21 protein-coding genes are annotated in these 20,377 nt (G+C 69.9%); 9 read left to right on the forward strand and 12 right to left on the reverse strand.

The window, feature by feature from the left end:
* Positions 1–15: 15 nt before the first annotated feature.
* Both macS and GPA10_RS31050 read right to left on the reverse strand, forming a co-directional pair.
* Positions 16–1,260: a MacS family sensor histidine kinase gene (macS, locus tag GPA10_RS31045; protein ID WP_281364862.1), complete on the reverse strand. Its 1,245-nt coding sequence runs from the start codon at positions 1,258–1,260 to the stop codon at positions 16–18.
* Positions 1,261–1,423: 163 nt separating this feature from the next.
* Complete coding sequence (locus GPA10_RS31050; protein ID WP_246260132.1) at positions 1,424–2,311, reverse strand: lysophospholipid acyltransferase family protein; 888 nt, start codon at positions 2,309–2,311, stop codon at positions 1,424–1,426.
* 163 nt (positions 2,312–2,474) lie between these two features.
* On the opposite strand from GPA10_RS31050, the gene GPA10_RS31055 reads away from it, so the two are divergent.
* Together GPA10_RS31055 and GPA10_RS31060 are read left to right on the forward strand one after the other, a co-directional pair.
* Positions 2,475–3,254: an alpha/beta hydrolase gene (locus GPA10_RS31055; protein ID WP_343041520.1), complete on the forward strand. Its 780-nt coding sequence runs from the start codon at positions 2,475–2,477 to the stop codon at positions 3,252–3,254.
* Positions 3,247–3,900, forward strand: a complete 654-nt coding sequence (locus GPA10_RS31060; protein WP_343041521.1) for a hypothetical protein — start codon at positions 3,247–3,249, stop codon at positions 3,898–3,900. Before GPA10_RS31055 ends, GPA10_RS31060 begins: the two co-directional genes overlap by 8 nt.
* Positions 3,901–3,990: 90 nt before the next feature.
* Here the strand turns inward: GPA10_RS31060 and GPA10_RS31065 are convergent, their stop codons facing one another.
* The 6 genes from GPA10_RS31065 to GPA10_RS31090 form a co-directional block, all read right to left on the reverse strand.
* The gene (locus tag GPA10_RS31065; RefSeq protein ID WP_157168372.1) at positions 3,991–4,767 is read right to left on the reverse strand and encodes an endonuclease/exonuclease/phosphatase family protein; all 777 of its coding nucleotides are present in this window, start codon (positions 4,765–4,767) and stop codon (positions 3,991–3,993) included.
* Between the two features lie 161 nt (positions 4,768–4,928).
* Positions 4,929–5,882, reverse strand: a complete 954-nt coding sequence (locus GPA10_RS31070; protein WP_157168373.1) for an ROK family glucokinase — start codon at positions 5,880–5,882, stop codon at positions 4,929–4,931.
* Positions 5,883–5,947: 65 nt separating this feature from the next.
* Complete coding sequence (locus GPA10_RS31075) at positions 5,948–6,547, reverse strand: DUF5304 domain-containing protein (protein WP_198351753.1); 600 nt, start codon at positions 6,545–6,547, stop codon at positions 5,948–5,950.
* A gap of 69 nt (positions 6,548–6,616) precedes the next feature.
* The gene (locus GPA10_RS31080) at positions 6,617–7,813 is read right to left on the reverse strand and encodes an ArsA family ATPase (RefSeq protein WP_157168374.1); all 1,197 of its coding nucleotides are present in this window, start codon (positions 7,811–7,813) and stop codon (positions 6,617–6,619) included.
* A gap of 87 nt (positions 7,814–7,900) precedes the next feature.
* Positions 7,901–8,344, reverse strand: a complete 444-nt coding sequence (locus GPA10_RS31085; RefSeq protein ID WP_157168375.1) for an SRPBCC family protein — start codon at positions 8,342–8,344, stop codon at positions 7,901–7,903.
* Positions 8,345–8,425: 81 nt separating this feature from the next.
* Positions 8,426–9,202 carry a metallophosphoesterase family protein gene (locus GPA10_RS31090; RefSeq protein ID WP_157168376.1) on the reverse strand — a complete coding sequence of 259 codons (777 nt, stop codon included), beginning with the start codon at positions 9,200–9,202 and terminating at the stop codon, positions 8,426–8,428.
* Positions 9,203–9,585: 383 nt separating this feature from the next.
* On the opposite strand from GPA10_RS31090, the gene GPA10_RS31095 reads away from it, so the two are divergent.
* The 4 genes from GPA10_RS31095 to GPA10_RS42960 all read left to right on the forward strand — a co-directional run bounded on the left by GPA10_RS31095 (position 9,586) and on the right by GPA10_RS42960 (position 14,427).
* Entirely contained in the window at positions 9,586–11,382 is a 1,797-nt protein-coding gene (locus GPA10_RS31095) for an AMP-dependent synthetase/ligase (RefSeq protein ID WP_157168377.1), read from the forward strand.
* Between the two features lie 78 nt (positions 11,383–11,460).
* Entirely contained in the window at positions 11,461–12,936 is a 1,476-nt protein-coding gene (locus tag GPA10_RS31100) for a recombinase family protein (protein WP_246260134.1), read from the forward strand.
* Positions 12,933–13,232: a hypothetical protein gene (locus GPA10_RS42955; RefSeq protein ID WP_246260136.1), complete on the forward strand. Its 300-nt coding sequence runs from the start codon at positions 12,933–12,935 to the stop codon at positions 13,230–13,232. Before GPA10_RS31100 ends, GPA10_RS42955 begins: the two co-directional genes overlap by 4 nt.
* A gap of 1,048 nt (positions 13,233–14,280) precedes the next feature.
* On the forward strand, positions 14,281–14,427 hold the full coding sequence (locus GPA10_RS42960; RefSeq protein ID WP_246260138.1) for an HNH endonuclease: 147 nt from the start codon (positions 14,281–14,283) through the stop codon (positions 14,425–14,427).
* Between the two features lie 37 nt (positions 14,428–14,464).
* On the opposite strand, the gene GPA10_RS31110 is transcribed toward GPA10_RS42960, so the two are convergent.
* The 3 genes from GPA10_RS31110 to GPA10_RS31120 form a co-directional block, all read right to left on the reverse strand.
* Complete coding sequence (locus GPA10_RS31110; protein ID WP_157168379.1) at positions 14,465–14,668, reverse strand: hypothetical protein; 204 nt, start codon at positions 14,666–14,668, stop codon at positions 14,465–14,467.
* Between the two features lie 39 nt (positions 14,669–14,707).
* The gene (locus GPA10_RS31115) at positions 14,708–15,250 is read right to left on the reverse strand and encodes a DNA methyltransferase family protein (protein WP_198351754.1); all 543 of its coding nucleotides are present in this window, start codon (positions 15,248–15,250) and stop codon (positions 14,708–14,710) included.
* A gap of 71 nt (positions 15,251–15,321) precedes the next feature.
* Positions 15,322–15,465 (reverse strand): hypothetical protein, encoded by a 144-nt coding sequence (locus GPA10_RS31120; RefSeq protein ID WP_157168381.1) that lies wholly within the window; start codon positions 15,463–15,465, stop codon positions 15,322–15,324.
* Positions 15,466–16,128: 663 nt separating this feature from the next.
* On the opposite strand from GPA10_RS31120, the gene GPA10_RS31125 reads away from it, so the two are divergent.
* Positions 16,129–17,064, forward strand: coding sequence for a major capsid protein (locus GPA10_RS31125; RefSeq protein ID WP_157168382.1), 936 nt, complete (start codon positions 16,129–16,131; stop codon positions 17,062–17,064).
* 77 nt (positions 17,065–17,141) lie between these two features.
* Here the strand turns inward: GPA10_RS31125 and GPA10_RS31130 are convergent, their stop codons facing one another.
* On the reverse strand, positions 17,142–18,368 hold the full coding sequence (locus tag GPA10_RS31130) for an NsdA family TPR-like regulatory protein (RefSeq protein WP_157168383.1): 1,227 nt from the start codon (positions 18,366–18,368) through the stop codon (positions 17,142–17,144).
* A gap of 237 nt (positions 18,369–18,605) precedes the next feature.
* Between GPA10_RS31130 and GPA10_RS31135 the strand changes: the two genes are divergently transcribed.
* Together GPA10_RS31135 and GPA10_RS31140 are read left to right on the forward strand one after the other, a co-directional pair.
* Positions 18,606–19,727, forward strand: a complete 1,122-nt coding sequence (locus GPA10_RS31135) for an adenosylhomocysteinase (RefSeq protein WP_157168384.1) — start codon at positions 18,606–18,608, stop codon at positions 19,725–19,727.
* 4 nt (positions 19,728–19,731) lie between these two features.
* Positions 19,732–20,274 (forward strand): NUDIX hydrolase, encoded by a 543-nt coding sequence (locus tag GPA10_RS31140; protein ID WP_157168385.1) that lies wholly within the window; start codon positions 19,732–19,734, stop codon positions 20,272–20,274.
* Positions 20,275–20,377 lie beyond the last annotated feature (103 nt).

Here is a 20,377-nt window from a genome sequence, read left to right on the forward strand (position 1 = left end):
GCTCGTGCCCGCTGCTCATCGCTCCGCTTCCGCCTTCCCCCGGATGTCCCGCGCGGTGCGCGGCACCCTCAGTTCCACTTCCGTCCCCTGGCCCGGTACCGAGATCAGCTCGGCCGTGCCGCCGATGTCCCGCAGCCGCCCCCGGATCGACAGGGCGACCCCGAGCCGCCCCTCGCCCTCGGCCTGCGCCAGCCGCCCCCGCGGAATGCCGGGACCCTCGTCACGCACCGTCACGACGACGGTGTCCGGCTCGTCCTCGACCAGGATCCAGGCTCGGGCGTCCGCCCCGACGTGTTTGCGGACATTGTCCAGGGCCGCGCCGACGGCCGCCGCGACCTCCCCGGCCGCGTGCGGGGCGAGCGGCACCGCGGCGCCGGGTTCCGAGAGCGTGACGCGCGCCCCGGCGTACGGTGCGAGCAGCAGGCGCAGATCGCAGTCCGCGCCGTCCGCGACCCCCTGCCCGCCGGCGCCCGCGCCGCCGCCGACCGCCTCCTCGTGCTCCCCGACCATCCGGACGGCGGCACCCCGGGAGCCGTCTTCCGCGGCGTAGGAGGTGCGGACCAGGCCGCCTGCGACCAGGGTGCGCAGCGCCACCTCCTGCTCGCCCGCCATCCGGCCGAGCTCCGCCGCCTCACCGCCGATGGCGGTGCCCCTGCGCTGCACCATCGCGAGGACCTGGAGGACGCTGTCGTGGATGTCGCGGGCCAGGCGCTCCCGCTCCCGGGTCGCGGCCTCGATCTCCAGGGCGCGGGCCAGCGTCCGCTCGGAGGCGCGGGCGACCTCCACGACGTACCCGATGGCGATGGACGCGATACAGACGAGCAGGACGTTGTGGACGGTGTCGCGGCTGAACGCCCCGCGCTGCATCACATTGGCGACGCCCACCAGCAGCGACGCGCAGGCAGCCCAGCGCCAGCCGCCCTTGATCGCGTACGCGAGCACGGAGCCCGCCGTCCATATGGACGGCAGCGTCGGACCGCCGTCGAGCACACGCCAGTGCGCGTCGGCGACCGGCGTCAGCAGGATGCCGGTGAGGGCCACCGCGAGGTCGACGGCGAGGAACCGCTTGGTGCAGCGCGCGGCGCTCGCGACCTTCGGCAGGGTGGCGAGCGTCCAGACGGCGAGCACCGCGAAGTAGGCGATGGCGAGCCAGGGCCGGGCGAAGCTGGAGTACGCGGCGACGAAGAGCCCGATGGCGTACAGCATGGTGAGCACCCGGTACGCGGTCAGCGCACGCCACAACGGCTGCTCCACCGACAGCGCGTTGCGCCCGGACCGGCGCCGCTCCCGCGCGGGCGGCTGCTCGCCGTCGGAGTTCCTCGATCGCTGGTCGCGGTGCTCGTCGCTCGTATGTCGTCGCACAGAAGATGACCCCGCCCGCCCCCTCGGGGACGCCTTGTGCGTCCCCCCTGCACCGACGCCGCTACGAGCCGGATCGTTCCCCGCCGGGACGTCCGACGCCCGCCGCGCCGCCCCGCTCCGCGCCGTTCGCGCCGTCGGGGTCGTCCGGCTTGCCGTCCGGGACGGCGCCGCCCTCGATCCGCTCCCTGGCCGCCGCCGCGGCGCGCTTGGCCGCGGCCTCCTTCTTCGCGGCCTCCTCCTTCTTCGCCGCCTCCTTGGCGGCTTCCTTCTCCGCCTTGGCCGCCTCGCTGAGCCGGCGCTTCGCGGCGGTCGCGTAGATGTCGACGTACTCCTGGCCCGACAGCTTCATGATTTCGTACATGACCTCGTCGGTCACCGCCCGCAGCACGAAGCGGTCGTGCTCCATGCCCTGGTAGCGGCTGAAGTCCAGGGGCTCGCCGATGCGGATGCCGGGCCGCATCAGCTTCGGCATGACCTTGCCGGGCGGCTGGATCTTCTCGGTGTCGATCATCGCGACGGGCAGCACGGGAGCACCGGTGGCCAGGGCCACCCGGGCGAGGCCGCCCGGCTTGCCGCGGTAGAGCCGCCCGTCGGGCGAGCGGGTGCCCTCCGGGTAGATGCCGAACAGCTCCCCGCGCTCCAGGACCTCGATGCCGCTCTTGATGGCGGCCTCGCCCGCGCCGCGCGCCCCCGAACGGTCCACGGGGAGCTGACCGACGCCCTTGAAGAAGGCGGCCGTCATGCGTCCCTTGATGCCGGGCGTCGTGAAGTACTCGGCCTTGGCGATGAAGGTGACCTTGCGGTCGAGGACCGCGGGCAGGAAGAAGGAGTCCGAGAAGGACAGATGGTTGCTCGCCAGGATGGCGGGGCCCTCGGCGGGCACGTTCTCGAGGCCTTCCACCCAGGGCCTGAAGGCGAGCTTCAGCGGCCCTCCGATGGAAAGCTTCATTGCGCCGTAGATCAAACCGAGTGCCTCCTGTGTCTGTGGATCAGACCATAACCCGAGTGGGGCCCGCGCTCCTTCCGGAGACGGCCCTGGTCGGTGTCGGTCCGGTCGCGTACGGTGAAGTACCCCCCGTAGCAGAACCACACATCCCACGAAGGAGACCGAGGTGCCGGTGCTCCCCGGAGCCGAGCCGTACCGCCACGAGGGCGGCGAGGTCGGCGTCCTGCTGTGTCACGGCTTCACCGGATCCCCGCAATCGCTGCGCCCCTGGGCGGAGCACCTGGCCGAGCGGGGCCTGACGGTCTCGCTCCCGCTGCTGCCCGGCCACGGCACGCGCTGGCAGGACATGCAGGTCACGGGCTGGCAGGACTGGTACGCGGAGGTGGACCGCGAGCTGCGCGCACTGACCGAGCGCTGCGCCGAGGTCTTCGTCTTCGGCCTGTCCATGGGCGGCGCCCTCGCCCTGCGCCTCGCGGCCCGGCACGGCGACGCGGTGCGCGGCGTGGTCGTCGTCAACCCGGCGAACAAGATGCACGACAAGGCCGCCCCCGCCCTGCCGGTGGCCCGCTTCCTGGTGCCCTCCACGAAGGGCATCGTCAGCGACATCGCCAAGCCCGGGTCGGCCGAGATCGGGTACGACCGGGTGCCGCTGCACGCCGCGCACTCGCTGCGCCGGTTCTTCCGTGTGGTGGACGCCGAACTGCCGCAGGTCACCCAGCCGCTCCTGGTACTGCACAGCCCGCAGGACCACGTGGTGCCGCCCGCCGACTCCGCCCGTGTGCTCAGCCGGGTGTCGTCCACGGACGTCACGGAGATCCTCCTGGAACAGAGCTACCACGTCGCGACGTTGGACTACGACGCGGACCGGATCTTCGCGGAGAGCCTCGCGTTCATCGGCCGGCTCGCCCCCAGCGCAGGCAAGGAAGGGACGGCAACCGGTGGCTGAGCAGCATGGCGCGGACCGCGAGGAGAGCCGCGAGGAGGAGAGCCGGGAGCCGTCCGAGCAGGCGGTGCCCCTCGACGAGGACGCCGCCTGGCGCGCCATCGTCGCCGGGTACGGCGAGGAGCCCGCGGACCCGCCGGGCGCCAAGCCCTTCAAGTCCGTCGAGGACCTCGCGCTCCTGGAGTCGGAGAGCAACGGCACGGCGGGCACCGGCACGCTCGCGGACACCGAGAGTGACGCCGACACCGACGGCAAGGTCGGCAAGAGCGGCAAGGGCGCCGACGGCGACGCGGGCAAGCCGCTCGGCAGCTCGGTGTCCTTCGCGCCCGGCGTGGGTGGCGGGGGGCCGCGGGACTACAGCGCCGCGGAGGCGTCCGACGACGACTTCGACGAGGGCGACGAGGGGCACTTCGTGCCGCCGGAGCCGCCGCCGCTGCCGGACGCGGACGTCACCGCGAAGTTCGCCTGGCTCGCCGTCATCGGCGGTCCGCTGATCCTGCTGCTCGCGGTGCTCCTCGGCTGGCAGATGACGTGGTGGCTGACGACGCTCGGCATCGGCGGGTTCCTCGGCGGGTTCGCGACGCTGGTCGTCCGCATGAAGGGGGACGACGAGGAGGACGACGACCCCGGGCGGGGGGCCGTCGTCTGAACCCCCGCCCGGGGCGGCCGCCGGGTGCGGCACGGCGCCGTCAGGTGACCCCCTGCGAGGGGCGCCGTCGATCGCGCTGCGCGCTCGTCCTCAATCGCCGGACGGGCTGGAACCGGGCACCCGCAGGGCCGCCAGGACCGGGAGGTGGTCCGTCGCCGCCCTGAGGTCCTCCGCCGTCACGCCCGGCAGGTCCAACGGCACCCCGCAGCCCAGGACTTCCACGCCCGGTGTGGTGAAGATGCCGTCGATGCGCTGGTGGGGGTCGGCGGGGGTAGAGGTGTACTCGCCGCCCCAGGGGGCCGTGGCCCAGCAGTCCCGGAGGCCCGCGGCGAGCCTGCGGAAGGAGCGTCCGTCGGGGCGGTCGTTGAGGTCGCCGCCCGCGACGGCGTGCTCCACGCCCATTCCGGCGAGCTGGTCGAGCAGCATCCCGCTCTGCTCGTACCGCTCCTCGCCCTGCAGACTCAGGTGGCAGCTCAGGACGCCGATCCTGACGTTCCCGAAGCGTACGACCGCCGTCGCGAAGCCGCGCCGGTGCAGTCCGGGCGTCAGCGGGAGCAGCACGTCCTCGGTGCGCTCGACGGTGGCGCGCAGCGAACACAGCAGCGCGGGACCGGCCGCCGTACCGCCGCCGGACAGCATCACAAGGTCGGCGGCGCGGGCGAGGCGCGCCAGCTTCTTGCGCCAGCGGAAGAACCGCGGCGCCTCCTGCACGAGCACGAGGTCGGGCGCGCACGCGGCGACGACACGGGCGAGTGCCTCCGTGTCGTCCCGCATCGAGCGAATGTTGTAGCTGAGCACCCGCACGACGACCGAACCGTCCGGTTCGGTGCGGGAGTTGGGCAGCGCGGGGGTCGGGCTGGTCGGCATGTCGATCAAGATACGTCAACGCCGGGTCCGCCGGTCGAACCGGCGGGCCCGGCGTTGACGTCCTCGACCGTCGCACCGGCCCGCGCCGAGCGAGTATCAGCCCGTCCGGCGTTTGAGGACGAGCGCGCAGCGCGATCGACGGCACCCCGCACAGGGGGGGGTCACATCACCGGGTCGGGCTCACGAGCCAGATCCGCGGCGCCGACAAGTCCGGCCTTGTTCCCGAGCCGCGCGGCGATGACCTCCGCCTGCGGACGCCACTGCGCCCCCACGAGCCACCGCTTGAAGGACTTGCGGATCGGGGCGAGCACGAGCTCCCCCTCGTCGGAGAGCCCCCCGCCCACGATGAAAGCCGACGGGTCGAACAGCGAGGCCAGGTCGGCGAGTCCGGCGCCGACCCAGCGGGCCAGCTCGCGGTAGGAGTCCACGGCGACGAGGTCGCCCTGGCGGGCGGCCATGGAGATGTGCTTGCCCTCGATGCCGTCGGGGGTGCCGTCGCCCAGGGAGAGCAGGTACTCGGCGTTCTCCGGCGTGGCGTTGGCGCGCTGCTTCGCGTACCGCACGAGGGCGCGGCCGGACGCGTACTGCTCCCAGCAGCCCTGGCTGCCGCAGCCGCACAGCAGGCCGTCCGGCACCATCCGGATGTGGCCGAACTCGGCGGCGACGCCGAAGTGGCCGCGGCGCAGCTTGTTGCCGATGATGATGCCGCCGCCGAGGCCGGTGCCGAGGGTGATGCAGATGGCGTTGCGGTGGCCCTTGCCGCCACCGAACTTGTACTCCCCCCAGGCGGCCGCGTTGGCGTCGTTCTCGACGACGACGGGCAGGCCCACGCGCCGCTCGACCTCGTCCTTGAGCGGCTCCTGGCGCCAGTCGATGTTCGGTGCGAAGTACACCGTGGAGCGCTGGCGGTTGACGTATCCGGCGGCGCCGATGCCGACGCCGACGATCTCGTGCCCGGCCCGGGCGCCCTCCACGGCGGAGGCGATCGCGTCCACGATCGCCTCGGAGGTGCCGGGGGTGGGCACCTTGAACGTCGACAGGATGTGACCGTCCTCGTCGACCACTCCGGCCGCGATCTTCGTGCCGCCGATGTCGACGCCGATGGTGAGTCCCATGAATCCCTCAGTTCGATCGAGCCCCGCTACGGCCCACCGTACCCGAGGGGGGTCGGTCCGGACGGTCAGTCGAGATCGATGGGTTCGCCCGGCCCGGGGCCCTCCTCGCGGCGTTCGGAGCCGCCCGGGGCGCCCGGCCCCGCGTCGTCGCGCGTCCAGCGGCCCTCCTGCCGGGTGACCGCGCTGCGGTAGGCGGCGAGCAGTTCGGAGCCGGCCGCGGCGAGGTGGTCGAAGACATCGGGGTTGCGCTCGATGACGGGCTCCACGGCCGCCTTGGCCTGCCGCACGACCTGCTGCACCGTCTCCTGCACGGCCCCCTGGGCGACCGCGCCGAGCAGCGGCGACTGCAACCCCGCCAGCTTGTCGGACACGGCCCCGAAGAGTCGGCGCAGCTCCTCGGCGGCGGAGCCCGGCGGCGGGCCGTACTGCGCGCGGCGGCGGGCCTTCTCGGCCGCCAGGTCCTCGGCGCAGGCGGTGGCCCAGGCGTCGGCGTCGGGGGTGGAACGCGGCTCCGCGCGGTCCTCGAAGGCGTGCTCCGCACGGTCCTCGGTGGCGTGCTCCGTGCCGTCCTCGGTGGCGTGCTCCGCGCCGCCCCGGGGCGTACGCGGCCCGGGACCCGCGGGCTCGTCCGGCTCGGACGCGTCGCGCTCGATGGCATCGCTCATGACGGGCTGACTCCTGCGCAGGGCCGACGTTTTCGTACTCTCGACGTTACCCGAACGGCGGCACGGCGTTCATCGGGTCCGCGGCCACAGACCGGGGTCCGGTGCGAAGCGGATCCGCAGGGCGCCCTCGCTCAGGCCCGCGCCGGTGACGGTGCACCGGCGCAGCGCGGACGGCAGCGGCACGATGCGCCGGAACGGGCCCGCCGTGACGACCAGTTCGTCGCCGCGCCGGACCAGGTGCAGATCGTCGCGTACGACGCCGGGTAGCGGGATGGCCCAGGTCAGCAGGGAGTCCGTGGCGAGGGCGTCGAGGACGGGCCAGCGCACGGGTGCCGGGTCGCCGGGCCCCGGTACGCCGAGGGCGGTGAGGTCGTCGGTGCCGCGGGGGTCCTGGCCGCGGTGGGCGACCTCGTGCGTGCGGTGGTCCTGGGCCCACTCGCCGAGCGTCTTGTCCTGCTGCGCGCGGAGGGCGGCGAGCCAGGGGGCGTCGTCGTGGGACCCCGGCAGCACCCGGTTGGCCACCAGGCTCTCGATGCCGAGGCCGTACAGGGCGAGGCCGGTCGCGGTACGGGCCACGGCGTCGGCGCCCGCGGGGCCCGGCTCGGCGACGAGGCGGACGCCCGTCGCCGGGTCCTCGATCACGGCCTGCGCGGCGGCGAGCGCGGCGTCCCAGCGGGCGGCGGCCTCGTACAGCGATCCGGTCGGCACGGGCACGCCCGCGAGGCGGCCGAGCACCGGGCGCAGGGCGCGGGCCGCCTGCCGTTCCTGGGGCAGCAGTCTGCGCAGATAGCGGCGCAGCTGTGCGGGCAGGGCGAGCAGGGCGACGGCCCGGGGGGCGGCGGGCAGGTCGACGACGACGGTGTCGTACGCCGGTGCGCCGTCCGTTCCGGGGGACGTGCCGTGGGTTGCCGCCGCGCGTATCGCGCCGAGCAGGGCGAGGTCCTCCGCGCCCGGCAGCGGGGTGAGCTCCTCGTCGTCCAGGTGGTCGGCGCCAAGGAGGTCCAGGGCCGGGCGGGCGTGCTCCTGGAGGGCGAGCAGGCCCGCCCGGAAGCCGGCGTCCGGGTCCGGGCGGAGCGCCGTCAGGCCCGGCGCCACGGATTCCGGCCGGGGGCCCGTGGGGGTGCCGAGGGCGGCGCCGAGGGTGTCCGAGGTGTCGGCGGACAGGAGCAGGGTGCGGGCGCCGTCGCGGGCTGCGGCGAGTGCCGTGGCGGCGGCGAGGGTGGTGCGGCCGGCGCCGCCGGGGCCGGTGACGAAGAGGGTGCGCATGCGGTGGCAGTTTACGGTGACCGCACCGCACGGTGCCGCCGCCCGGCGGGTGCCCGCGGCGGGAGGCGTGGAGCGCTGGAGGGAGTGCTAGGCCTTCGGGCCCGTCTCGACCCGCTTCTTGAGGCCGGCCAGGGCGCGGTCGATGATGACCTTCTCCGCCTTGCGCTTGATCATGCCGAGCATGGGGATCTTGACGTCCACGGTCAGCTGGTACGTGACCTCGGTGCCGGTGCCCGCCTGCGTCAGGAGGTAGGAGCCGTCGAGGGAGCGCAGCATCTGGGACTTGACGAGGGTCCAGGACACCTCGTGCGCGCCGGTCCAGGTGTACGCGAGGGTCTGGTCGTCCTTGATCGCGCCGGCGTCCATGACGAGGCGGACCTGTTCGGCGCGGCCCGCGTCGTCGGTGGCGAGGACCTCGGCCTCCTTGACCTCACCGGTCCATTCCGGATAGCGCGCGAAGTCGGCGATCACTTCCATGACGTCGGCCGGTGCCGCCTCGATCGTGATGCTCGAGCTGGTGTGTTCCGCCATCGCCGTGGCTCCTCCAGATGCGGTCCGGTGCGGGTGCAGTGCCTGCCGCGTGAAGGCTACCGCGCACGCGACCTGCGGCGGTCACCCGCTCCACTCCAGGGCCCAGGGCCGTCCGGACCCCGCGAAGTGCCCGACGTTCACGCACTCGGTCGCGCCGATCCGCATGCGCCGCACCAGGGGCTGGTGCACATGTCCGAAGAGGGCGTACCGGGGCCGGGTGCGCCGGATCGCGTCGAGGAGCGCGCGGCTGCCGCGCTCGAAGCGGCGGGCCACGGTGTCGTACACCAGCTCGGGGACCTCCGGCGGGATGTGGGTGCACAGCACGTCGACCTCGCCGACGGCCTCGATCTTGGCGGCGTACTCCTCGTCGCTGATCTCGTACGGCGTGCGCATGGGGGTCCTGAGGCCGCCGCCGACGAAGCCGAAGACGCGGCCGCCGATCTCGACGCGCTCCCCGTCGAGGACGGTCGTGCCCGCACCGGCGTATTCACGCCACAGCTGCGGCATGTCGACATTGCCGTAGGTGGCGTACGTAGGGGTGGGGAAGGCGGCGAAGAGCTCGGCGTACTGCTTGCGCACGGCACGTTCCACGGCGGGGCCGCGGTCGAGGCCCGCCCACAGGGAGGCGCCGAACGCGCGGGCCTCCTCGAAGCGGCGGGCGGTGCGCAGCTCCACCAGGCGGGTCGCGTTCTCCTTGCCGAACAGATCGGGGAAGATGCCGCGCGCGTGGTCCGCGTAGTCGAGGAAGAGCACCAGGTCACCCAGGCAGATCAGGGCGTCGGCGCCGTCCCCGGCCCGAGCCAGGCCCTCGGCGTTGCCGTGCACATCACTGACCACATGGACCCGGAAACCTCGCATGCCGGACACCTTAGGACGGGCGGTCGGCGCCGGACCAGGCCGGGCCGCTCTCGTAGCCGGGCGGTCCGGGTCGGGACACGAGCGGCGGACCTGCGGTTACGTCCGGGCGCGGGCCCGTCGGTTACTTCCGAGTCAGGAAGTGCGTGGCGTACTGTGCGGTTCAGACCACAACGTCGTGTGACGCACGGAACATCTGGCCCGGCCCCCCTACCGAACCAGCCATACCGATGGGTAACGTCCGGGCAGTCCAGTAGTGCTCAGCCCCTCAACGAAATCCTGAGGAACCCCCCGAGCCCCCCCGACTGAGCACCTGCCCGACCTTGGACCGCACCGTCGCATCGCACAACGTCGTGGCGCCGGCGCCCTATGTAGGAGCAGCAGTCTTGCGCGAGTTCAGCCTTCCGGCCCTGTACGAGGTCCCCGCGGACGGCAATCTGACCGACATCGTCCGCAGAAACGCCGCGCAGCACCCGGATGTGGCGGTCATCGGCCGCAAGGTGAACGGCAGTTGGCAGGACGTGACCGCGACGGCGTTCCTCACCGAGGTGCGCGCCGCCGCGAAGGGCCTGATCGCGGCGGGCGTGCGGCCCGGCGACCGGGTGGGCCTGATGTCCCGTACGCGCTACGAGTGGACGCTCTTCGACTTCGCGATCTGGAGCGCGGGCGCGGTCAGCGTGCCGGTGTACGAGACCAGCTCGGCCGAGCAGATCCAGTGGATCCTGGGCGACTCCGGCGCCGTGGCCTGCGTGGTGGAGACCGACGCGCACGCCGCCGCCGTGGAGTCGGTGCGCGTGGCCCTGCCGTCCCTGGCGCATGTGTGGCAGATCGACCGGGGCGGGGTCGAGGAGCTGAACCGGACGGGTGCGGACGTCACGGACGGGACCGTCGACGAGCGCGGCGCCGTCGCGGGCGCCGACGACCCGGCGACGATCGTCTACACCTCGGGCACCACGGGCCGCCCCAAGGGCTGCGTCCTCACCCACCGCAGCTTCTTCGCGGAGTGCGGCAACGTGGTGGAGCGCCTGAAACCCCTCTTCCGCACCGGCGAGTGCTCCGTACTCCTCTTCCTTCCCGTCGCGCACGTCTTCGGCCGCCTGGTGGAGGTGGCCGCGCTGATGGCCCCCATCAAGCTCGGCCACGCGCCCGACATCAAGCACCTCACGGACGAGCTGGCAGCGTTCCGGCCCACGCTGATCCTCGGCGTGCCCCGTGTCTTCGAGAAGGTCTACAACGCGGCGCGCGCCAAGGCGCAGGCCGACGGCAAGGGCAAGATCTTCGACAAGGCGGCGGACACGGCGATCGCCTACAGCCGCGCCCTGGACACCCCGAGCGGCCCCTCGCTCGGTCTGAAGATCAAGCACGCGCTCTTCGACAGACTGGTCTTCAGCAAGCTCCGCGCGGTCCTCGGCGGGCGCGGCGAGTACGCCATCTCCGGCGGCGCCCCGCTCGGCGAGCGCCTCGGCCACTTCTTCCGCGGCATCGGCTTCACCGTCCTGGAGGGCTACGGCCTCACCGAGTCGTGCGCCGCCACCGCCTTCAACCCCTGGGACCGGCAGAAGATCGGCACCGTCGGCCAGCCGCTGCCCGGCTCGGTCGTCCGCATCGCCGACGACGGCGAGGTCCTGCTCCACGGCGAGCACCTGTTCTCGCACTACTGGAACAACGAGGGCGCCACCGAGGAGGCGCTCGCCGACGGCTGGTTCCACACCGGGGACATCGGCACCCTCGACGAGGACGGCTATCTGCGCATCACCGGCCGCAAGAAGGAGATCATCGTGACGGCGGGCGGCAAGAACGTCGCGCCCGCCGTGATCGAGGACCGCATCCGGGCGCACGCGCTCGTCGCCGAGTGCATGGTCGTCGGGGACGGGCGTCCTTTCGTGGCCGCGCTCGTCACCATCGACGAGGAGTTCCTCGGGCGGTGGGCCGCCGAACACGGCAAGCCCGCCGGGGTGAGTGCCGCCTCCCTGCGGCAGGACGCCGATCTGCTCGCCGCCGTGCAGCAGGCCGTCGACGACGGGAACGCGGCGGTCTCCAAGGCCGAGTCCGTCCGCAAGTTCCGGGTCCTGCCCTCCCAGTTCACGGAGGAGTCCGGGCATCTGACGCCATCCCTGAAGCTGAAGCGGAACGTCGTCGCGAAGGATTACGCGGACGAGATCGAGGCGCTGTACCGGGGCTGAGGCCCGGTGCCCTCGCGGGGGCGCCCCAGGCCCGCCCCTTCCCGATGCTCCAGACTGACACTTCTGGAGTGATCACCCATGGTGGCATCGGTACTGGTCAGAGACTCGGGGAACCTGCCGCTCTCCACGGAGAGCATGGAGAAAACCGGCTCACCTGTAAAGATCCCACCTACGGAGACCTTGCGCGGTGTCCGCTGCATCCGGCTGTCCGTCCGTACCGACGAGACCACCAGCCCGGAGCGGCAGCGCGAGGCGGACGACGCAGCGGCGGCGGCCCTCGGCATTGACTTCGGCAGGGGCGCAGCCCTGCGTGAAGCGGTTGACCTGGACGTGTCCGCATCCAAGGTCGGACCGTTCGACCGTCCCCAGCTCGGTGGATGGCTGAAGCGTCCCGCGGACTTTGACGCCCTGGTGTTCTGGCGTTTCGACCGCGCCATCCGTGACATGGGCGACATGCACGAGCTTGCGAAGTGGGCACGCAAGCACCGCAAGATGATCGCCTTTGCCGAGGGCATCGGCGGGGGCCGGCTCGTGTTCGACTTCCGCAACCCCATGGACCCCATGGGTGAGCTGATGATGCTCATGCTCGCCTTTGCCGCTCAGGTCGAGTCGCAGAGCATCAAGGATCGCGTCACCGGCGCTCAGGCCGCCATGCGCAAGATGCCGCTTCGGTGGCGTGGCGGTGGCAAGCCCGCGTACGGCTACCTGCCCGCCCCGATGCCTGCCGAGTTCGGCGGGGTGGGCTGGACGCTCGTCCCGGACCCTGTAGCGGTTGAGGTGGTCGAGCGCATCATTGCTCTGCTGCTCGACGGGAAGTCCACCGGCGCGATTGCCAAGATCCTCAACACGGACGGCGTGCTGTCCCCGTCCGCGCACTGGACGGCCTACCAGGCCCGGGTGAAGAACAAGACCGCCACCGCCGAGGGCGAGCCCGCCAAGCGCCCCGCGCAGTGGAACGGGCAGACCATCGCGCGCATGCTGACCAGCCCCGCGTTGATGGGCTGGAAGATGCACAAGGGCAACCCGGTCCGCGACGACCAGGGCGCCCCCGTGATGGCCACGACTGCCCCGATCCTCACCCGCGAGGAATTCGATCAGGTCGGGGCGCTGCTCGCTCCCAAGCGCACGGAGGAAAAGGCACCCGAGCGCAAAGGCTCCGGGGCGCTGCTGCTGCGTGTCGTTCACTGCGCCGGATGCGGCAGCCGCATGTACCTGAACAAGTCCTCGGGGAACTATCAGTGCTCGTCGTACAAGTACGGCAGCTACTGCGCGGCCCCCAGCTCGGTGCGGGGCACGTGGGTGGACGACTACGTGAGCGAAGAGTTCCTGCGGGCAGCGGGGGTGTGCAGCTCACGCGCGTCGTGGAGATCCCCGGGTACGACCCACAACCGGAGATCGATGCCACGTTGGCCGAGATGGAAGAACACGACCAGCAAAAGGGACGGCGCAAGTCCAAGTCCGGCATGGCTGTGTGGCAGAAGCGCGCCGATGCCCTGGACGCCAGACTGGCCGAGCTGGAGACGCGGGAGAAGACCGAGACCCGCCGCAGCGTGATCCCCACGGGACGCACCCACGCCGACGAGTGGCACCAGGGCGACACGCAAGCACGCCGCGCGATGCTCATTGACGCGGGCGCGCGGCTCACGGTGCGGCGGGGCACCAAGGGCGGATGGCGCACGCTCGACGTGCGGCGCGTGGACTTCACCATCACTGGGGAACTGGACCCGGCCATAGAGGAACTTGCGACCGTAGAAACAGACGTGGAAGCCGAAGCACGCAACGACGCTCCCCCCGCCCCTGGCAGCGCCATGCGGCTCGCCGAGCCCGCCCGGGAACTGGTCGCCGCATAGCAGCCATACAAGCTCGATTCCGGCCCGGTGGGTGCTTGTCGCCTGCCGGGACTGTGCTGCCCGGTACAGTCCCCGAGCGGCTAGGTACCCGGTTGTATGCGGTGCAGTACAACTAGCCGTGTGAGCCCCGGTTGGTCCCCGTGACTGCCGGGGCTTTCCGCTGTCCGCCCACGGGCAGCCCCTCGGGCCGAGCGGCCCGACAGCGGGGCGAGGGGTGGTGGAGTGACGGTTTACACCACTTTTTAAGAACACGTAGAAAAAATAAGAAAGAAGAGAGATCAGCCCCCGTTCGGCACAACAGCACCATGGGCCACCTCGGGAAACCTCCGCTCTCTACCAATACCGGGAGAGGGAGCGGTATCACGTCGTCCGCGGGGCGCTCGGGAAACCTTCGCTCTCCACTAGTACCGAGAGCGAAAGCGGTCCGCCCCCCGGGGGGGGGCACGGGAACCCTCCGCTCTCCACAGACTTCCGAGAGCGGGATTACCGCGCACCCGCCCTACAGGGGGACACACGGCGGTCTGAGTGTCCGCTCTCGGTAGCAACGTTGCCCATGCACCACGCATCCCGCGTTACTCGGGGTGGTCCGCGGGGGTCGTGAGGCAGCGTGCGGGGGTCGTACCGCCCATCAGTAACCCACTCGTCCGCGAGTGCGCCGAACGGGGTTGGAAGCCCGTACGGCCCCCACAGCGCCCCGGACCGGTCTTCGCCGGCTCGGGCGTTCTATGCCTGCTGACCCAACGGCTGAGGTGCGCGGTACCGGCCCCGCGAGGGAGACCCGTACGCACTCCGCAGAGTTCCCCGGTTCGAGTCCGGGGGCGGGCACGCAACGACGCTCACCACCAGGGGGACGCACATGCGCTGTATCGACTGCACCGAGCCCGCGACGCATCGGGGCCGCTGCAAGACACACCACGGGGCGTATGAGGAGCGACCCTCGGTCCGTACGCGACGAGCAAGGGGAAGACGCCGCGCCAACCGGCGGGACGCTGCGGCACGGCTCCGCCGGCGAGTGCAAGAACGGGGCTCGGCCTGGTGCGACTGGTGCTTGCGGGACTTCCCCGCGGACGGGGTGGACGTGGACCACGTGCGTCCGCTGTCCCTCGGGGGTGAGGACGTGGAGAGCAACGTTCAGGTGCTCTGCCACTCGTGCCACCAGCTCAAGACCGCGACGGAGTTCGGTACTACCGCCTAGGGGCGGGGGCTTGAGTGGCCACCGCCCCGAACGCGCGTCATTCCCGGTTGTCGATTCCCTTCCGCTGCCGAGCTCGCTCCTGCTCTCGCTGCCGCTGCCACTCCTGCAACAGCTCTTTGCGGTGGGCAGAGGTTTGCGGCCATACGGCGCGGACAAAACTGCGCACTCCGAACACGATGATTCCGAGTGCGGCGAGCGCCAGGATGGCCCACCAGGGGGCCGTGTCCGGCAGGGAAAACATGATCTGAAGCCTTCCGACCTTGCATGGTCGGCGGGTCACTCAGGCAGCTAGTACGACGCTCCCCAGCGTGCTGCGGTGGTGCCCGCCCCGGTGTGTGTTCACGGGGGAGGCAAGGTTGGGCCCTCGGGGCGTGATCTCTGGTGTTCGTTCGAGTGGTACCGGCGTCCAGACGGTTACGTTAACCGTGATGGTGCGACCGAGGAGCCCCGAGAGTAGACGCATCATCAGACGGACGAGAAACCCGAGAAGGCATGCGATCAACTCTGCAAGCGCACAGAGGAACTCACGGACAGCTTCGCGCCGTTCCTCGGTGGTTGTTGCGGTACGCAGGCCGTACGCGGCAGTGCGGAGGCGGGACCGGAAGTGACTCTCGGCAATGGCCCACGGAGTGACGACATCACGTGACCCGAGGATGTTGAAGCCACGTTCGACCAGGAATGCTTCGCTGAGGTCCAACATGCCGCCTGCGGGCGGATCACCTTCGGAGCAGCCATGGTCATGATCAAGAAGTAGATCAACCACCGCTTCCACAAGGGCCCGCGGCGTGTAGAACATGCTTGCTCCGGTCTCGTGCTCTCCCATCGCCTCTCCCTTCTGTAGCGTGACACAACTGTACCTACCACCGCTGACAACCCGCGTGCGTTCGGCTCTGCTCACTGCCGCGCCCACCAGGCGGCACCGATGCTGCCCGCTGCGGTGATCAGCGAGACGAGCCACACGGGCACGCACTGGATCGTCAAGTGAAGCCCGCCGCAGCGGAGTTCGAACGCGGGGGTCTGGTGCGCCTTGGTCGACATGGCTTCCTCCATGGGCGGTCTCGCGGTTGGAGAGCCACAGTGCGGCCAATGCCCCCGGGAAAGCCAATCCGGCACCCGTGGGAGTCACACGAAAAGCGCCACTTCGTTTCGGAGGTGATCCCCCATGCCCCGTAAGCCCCGTACCCCCTGCACGATCCCCGGGTGCCCCGAGCTGACGAGCGGGGGACGCTGCCCGGCACACGAGCGCGAGGCACAGCAGCAGCGAGGCACTACCGGCGAGCGGGGCTATGGCACGCGGTGGCAGCGCATCCGGCGCCGCTACCTGTACGCGCATCCGTGGTGCGTGCTGTGCAGCCATACGGCGACGTTGGCTGATCACTTCCCGGAGTCGCGCCGCTCGCTCGTGGCTCGGGGTGTCAGTGATCCGGACGCGTTCTCTCGTCTGCGTCCGCTGTGCACGTCGTGCCACAACCGCGAGACCGCGAAGCACCAACCGGGTGGTTGGGCTGCCGAGCGCGTCCGTCCTCGCCGCTTCTAAGTGGCGACCAGGGGGGTACTCCCTCGCCCCACCGAGATGGATCGGCAGGGAGGCAAAAAACTCGCATGGCTCATTTGAGCGTTTCTGTGGGCCATGCGCACCGCCAGAAATCCTGGCGCTCACTTGATATGCCGAATTCCGGCTGCTTACTAAGGAGAACCCTTATGGCATTGACTCTGTCCGAGTCCGCGAAGCTCTCTCAGGATGATCTGCGGCGTGGAGTGATCGAGACGTTCGTTCAAGAGTCTCCCATCCTGGATCGACTGCCGCTGATCGACGTGGCAGGGAACGCCTACCGCTACAGCGAAGAATCCTCCCTCCCCGGCGTTTCGTTCCGGGCAGTGAACGAGGCGTACCCGGAGAGTACCGGTGCCGTGAACCAGCGGATCGAGACGCTCGCCATCCTCGGCGGTGACGCGGACGTGGACAAGTTCATTGTGCAGACCCGGGGAAACCTGAACGACCAGCGGGCCATTCAGACCATGATGAAGGTCAAGGCCGCCTCCATCCACTTTGCGGACCAGTTCTTCAACGGCGACACCGCGGTGAACCCCAAGGGGTTCGACGGTTTGCGTAAGCGGCTGATCGGCTCTCAAGTCCTGGACGCAAAGGGTGTCGGTCCTGTGGCCAACGGCTATGACTTCTTTGATACGTTGGACACGCTGACCGCGCAGGTGCGCGGCATCAACGGTTCCAATGGGGCGCTGTACATGAACGCCGAGACCCGCGCCAAGATCGTGTCCGGGTTCCGCCGGCTCGGCGGCTGCGAACTCCTCCCCTCCGAGATCGCAGGGAAGCGCACCGTTGCCTGGAACGGCATCCCGCTCCTGGACGCAGGACAGAAGCTGGACGGTACCGACGTGCTGCCCCTGGCAACCGGCACGGGCGGCAAGCAGACCGGCGACATCTACGCCGTACGCTTCGGCTCCTCCGAAGCCGATGCCGCTGTCTCCGGTCTGACCAACGGCGGCATCCAGGTCACCGACCTCGGCGAGTCCCACGATAAGCCCGTCTACCGGACCCGCATCGATTTCTACTGCGGGCTCGCGCTGTTCGGCGGCAAGGCAGCAGCGCGTCTGACTGGCGTCCTGCACGGCTGACCCACTCAAGGCCCCCGTATTCGTCACCCCTACCAGGATGATGAATGCGGGGGCTTTCGGCGTGACCTGGAGGCCAATCAGCGCGCCTCTATCTCGGGTTGCCGCATTCCCTCATACGCCTCTCGCAGGTCACTAGCTTCCGAAATTTTGCGAGACTCAACGGCCTGCACGACTTCCAGGGCGCGCCAGCGGTTGGAGGGAACGACTCGCCCTGAGAGGATGGCTCGCTGCGCGGCGTCACAGGCTTCGTCCACTCGATCGGAAACGACCAGCGACAGTGCGAGATCGATATTGGCCGAGGCTACGCGACGCGGCCATGTCGAGATGTCATTCGATGGGGCAAGCCGGTTGATCACCTCACGCGCGTACTCTTCGGCTGCCGGGTCGCCTACCCAAGCCAGGGTAGTCGCAGCGTAGGAAACGGACTTTCCAGGGTCGTACTGGTAATGATGCTCGGGGTGGTCTGGGAATCGCATGGGAGAGACGAGCGCGCTGACTCGACCTATGGCACCGTACGTCTCATTTGCTTGCCCGAGCCTGGCGTACGCACGCCCCTCTTGAGCCGTCGCCTGGATTTCAACGGAACTCCCCTTCGGCGCAAGAGCTTGAGCCGCCTTGCTCAGCTCCACAGCCTTGGCGTAATTACCGGCAGTAAGAACCCGCCACGCGTCCGTCTCGAAACACCAGGCTTGGATCTCAGCATGCCCGGCGTGCTTGGCCAGCGTCATGGCTGTGTGCAACCGTGCCGTCGCGGCATGCTCCTGGTCCAGGTCGATGTGGAGTGTTGCTCCCAACAGTGAGAACCAACCACCGAGGACCAGCAACTGCCGATGCTCGGCGAGGGTCTTCCTCGCGTCCAGCAAGTGACTGACGTATGCCGAGTACTTACGCACCCGCACCAAGAGGTCCTGCGGAGCGGAAGACGGATACTGCCTCGCTATTTCATCAAAAACCAGCTCAAGGCGTGAGAGCGTTTCACCCCCGACGTCACTGGCTGCCACTCGCCGCACAAGTTCCAGGGCTTCCATTTCGTCATCATGTGCAGGAAGAGACGACGCCGACTGGGTAGTTGTCGCGGGCATTGCCTGCGGGCCGCCATCTACACAGTGGATCAATAAATCCAGTTGAGATGCGGATACCTTCAGCTCTCGGCAAAGGTCCGGCCGGTGGAAGGATTGCGGAGCAGTTTCACCGGTCTCCCAGCGGCTCACGGTTGTTCGCTCCACTCCGATGGCTTCAGCTAGAGACTCCTGGCTGAAACCCATCGCCTTGCGGCGCTTCACGAAGCTCTCTCGCCTGGCCATGTCGCCTCCCCGCTCTCTGGATTGCCGTTGTACCAGGTCAGAGGGTCCGGTGAGTCCAGTATGCGGCAGCGATGCGGCAGAGATGCAGCACTCCTGCGCTGGCACCTCCCGATGCCTATCCCTGTACTGGTGAATCGCCCAAGGCGGGGTATCGACGGAGCGGTCTCAGGAAGCCGTCTGGATGTCCCCGGATGGGCAGTCGAACAGCTCTCGCCTGGAACCCGAGAGAGAGGGCCCATGGAAGCCACGGACCGAGCGCGACTGGAAAGCTACTTCAGCAAGATCGCCGATGGGTTCACGCCGCCCGAGCGGCCGTCCTCATTGCTGATCACACACCTCTTACCCGAGCGCCCCGCGTTCATCAGGGCCATCGGCAAGGCAACCGTCCTGCGAGCCGTGCTGCCCAAGCCGAAGTCCATCGACGTGATGGCCCGGCGCGAGGTGGAACAGGTCGTGGCGTGCGACGAACTGACGCGCGAGACCTTCGCTGACGCGGACACTGCCGTGACCTACCTGGAGACCAGGGCGGCCGGGGAACCGGTCGTTCTGTTCGACGTGGGCGGGTACTTCGCTCCTTCGCTGGACGCGCTCTGCGCCCGCTTCACCGGTCATATTCTCGGCGTGGTTGAAGACACCGAGAACGGCCACAAGCGGTACGCCGACAGGGACAAGCTGCCGTGCCCCGTGGTGTCCGTCGCGCGCTCACCCCTCAAAGACCCCGAAGACTTCCTGGTGGGCCAGTCGGTCGTCTTCTCCGCCGAAGCCCTCCTGCGAGGGCGTGGCGACATCCTGCACGGACGCCCCGCGCTGGTCCTCGGCTTCGGCAAGCTCGGTTCCAGCATCGCCCGGCTGCTGCACGTCAAGGGTGTGCGGGTCATCGTCTACGACATCAACCCGGTACGGCAGACACAGGCCATGTCACACGGGTTCGAAGTGGCCCGGGACCGTGACCAGGCTCTGGAGACCGCTGGACTGGTGCTGTGCGCCACCGGGGGACTCAGCTTGCGCGGCGAGGACTTCCCTCGCCTGAAGAACGGCGCCTACGTGGCCACCGTGACCAGTTCGGAAGACGAACTGGAGCTGGACGGCCTGCCTGCGGGCTACGTCCGGGACAGCGCTGGAGAGAACGTGACCCGGTACACCACCACGGGGCACTACTTCTACCTGCTGAATGGCGGCAACGCCGTCAACTTCCTGCACGGCGCGAGCGTTGGACCGTTCATCTTCCTCGTCCAAGCCGAAATCATCGCGGGCGCGGCCATGCTGGCCCGCGGCGGTCTGGATGCCACCCTCCACGAAGTCCCCGCCACCGACCGGGCAGCCATCGCGGCTACCTGGCTCCACTACTACAACAGGTGATCGCATGCCCATCACGGCAGACCACGTCCGCACCACCCTCGCCGAGTACGCCAACGCCCATCCTGAGGACAAGCACACGCTCGCACCCCTTTCGGAGCTGTTGGACCAGGGAGCCGACGTGACCAATCGGAAGGAGTTCCGGGGCCACGCCACCGCGGGCGCCGTACTCGTCAACGACCAGCGCCAAGCGCTGTTCATCCACCACGTGGCCCTGAACAAGTGGCTGACCCCCGGCGGGCACCTGGAGCCCGAGGACACGAACCTGATGCACGCAGCCCTGCGCGAACTGGTCGAAGAAACCGGGATCACTCTCAGCGTCGCCCCTGTCCAGCCGACCCCGATCCACGTGGACGTGCACCCCATCCCCGCCAACGACAGCAAGGACGAGCCCGCTCACTGGCACGCGGACTTCCGCTACGTCTTCCAGGTGACGGGCGAGCACTCCGTGACGCTCCAAGAGGAAGAGGTCAGCGGGTACGCATGGCGGGAAATCGACACGATCGCTGACGAGACGCTACGCGGCCGCGTCCTCGCCGCCCTGCGCTGATCTCTCCTCGCCCCGCCCGTCCCGGCGCCCCCCTGCTGTGGATGTGCGGGGCTTCGCCGTCCTGGCGCCCGTCGTGCCCGTCGTGCCCGCCGAGACGCGCCAG

The organism is Streptomyces typhae (genome assembly GCF_009755605.1).
GTDB lineage: Bacteria > Actinomycetota > Actinomycetes > Streptomycetales > Streptomycetaceae > Streptomyces > Streptomyces typhae.

Coding starts and splice junctions, on each gene's coding strand:
- GPA10_RS31050 (WP_246260132.1), bottom strand. CDS start 2,311: ATGAAGCTTTCCATCGGAGGGCCGCTGAAGCTCGCCTTCAGGCCCTGG.
- GPA10_RS31065 (WP_157168372.1), bottom strand. CDS start 4,767: ATGCCGACCAGCCCGACCCCCGCGCTGCCCAACTCCCGCACCGAACCG.
- GPA10_RS31070 (WP_157168373.1), bottom strand. CDS start 5,882: ATGGGACTCACCATCGGCGTCGACATCGGCGGCACGAAGATCGCGGCC.
- GPA10_RS31075 (WP_198351753.1), bottom strand. CDS start 6,547: ATGAGCGATGCCATCGAGCGCGACGCGTCCGAGCCGGACGAGCCCGCG.
- GPA10_RS31080 (WP_157168374.1), bottom strand. CDS start 7,813: ATGCGCACCCTCTTCGTCACCGGCCCCGGCGGCGCCGGCCGCACCACC.
- GPA10_RS31085 (WP_157168375.1), bottom strand. CDS start 8,344: ATGGCGGAACACACCAGCTCGAGCATCACGATCGAGGCGGCACCGGCC.
- GPA10_RS31090 (WP_157168376.1), bottom strand. CDS start 9,202: ATGCGAGGTTTCCGGGTCCATGTGGTCAGTGATGTGCACGGCAACGCC.
- GPA10_RS31100 (WP_246260134.1), top strand. CDS start 11,461: ATGGTGGCATCGGTACTGGTCAGAGACTCGGGGAACCTGCCGCTCTCC.
- GPA10_RS31110 (WP_157168379.1), bottom strand. CDS start 14,668: ATGTTTTCCCTGCCGGACACGGCCCCCTGGTGGGCCATCCTGGCGCTC.
- GPA10_RS31115 (WP_198351754.1), bottom strand. CDS start 15,250: ATGGGAGAGCACGAGACCGGAGCAAGCATGTTCTACACGCCGCGGGCC.
- GPA10_RS31120 (WP_157168381.1), bottom strand. CDS start 15,465: ATGTCGACCAAGGCGCACCAGACCCCCGCGTTCGAACTCCGCTGCGGC.
- GPA10_RS31125 (WP_157168382.1), top strand. CDS start 16,129: ATGGCATTGACTCTGTCCGAGTCCGCGAAGCTCTCTCAGGATGATCTG.
- GPA10_RS31130 (WP_157168383.1), bottom strand. CDS start 18,368: ATGGCCAGGCGAGAGAGCTTCGTGAAGCGCCGCAAGGCGATGGGTTTC.
- GPA10_RS31135 (WP_157168384.1), top strand. CDS start 18,606: ATGGAAGCCACGGACCGAGCGCGACTGGAAAGCTACTTCAGCAAGATC.
- GPA10_RS31140 (WP_157168385.1), top strand. CDS start 19,732: ATGCCCATCACGGCAGACCACGTCCGCACCACCCTCGCCGAGTACGCC.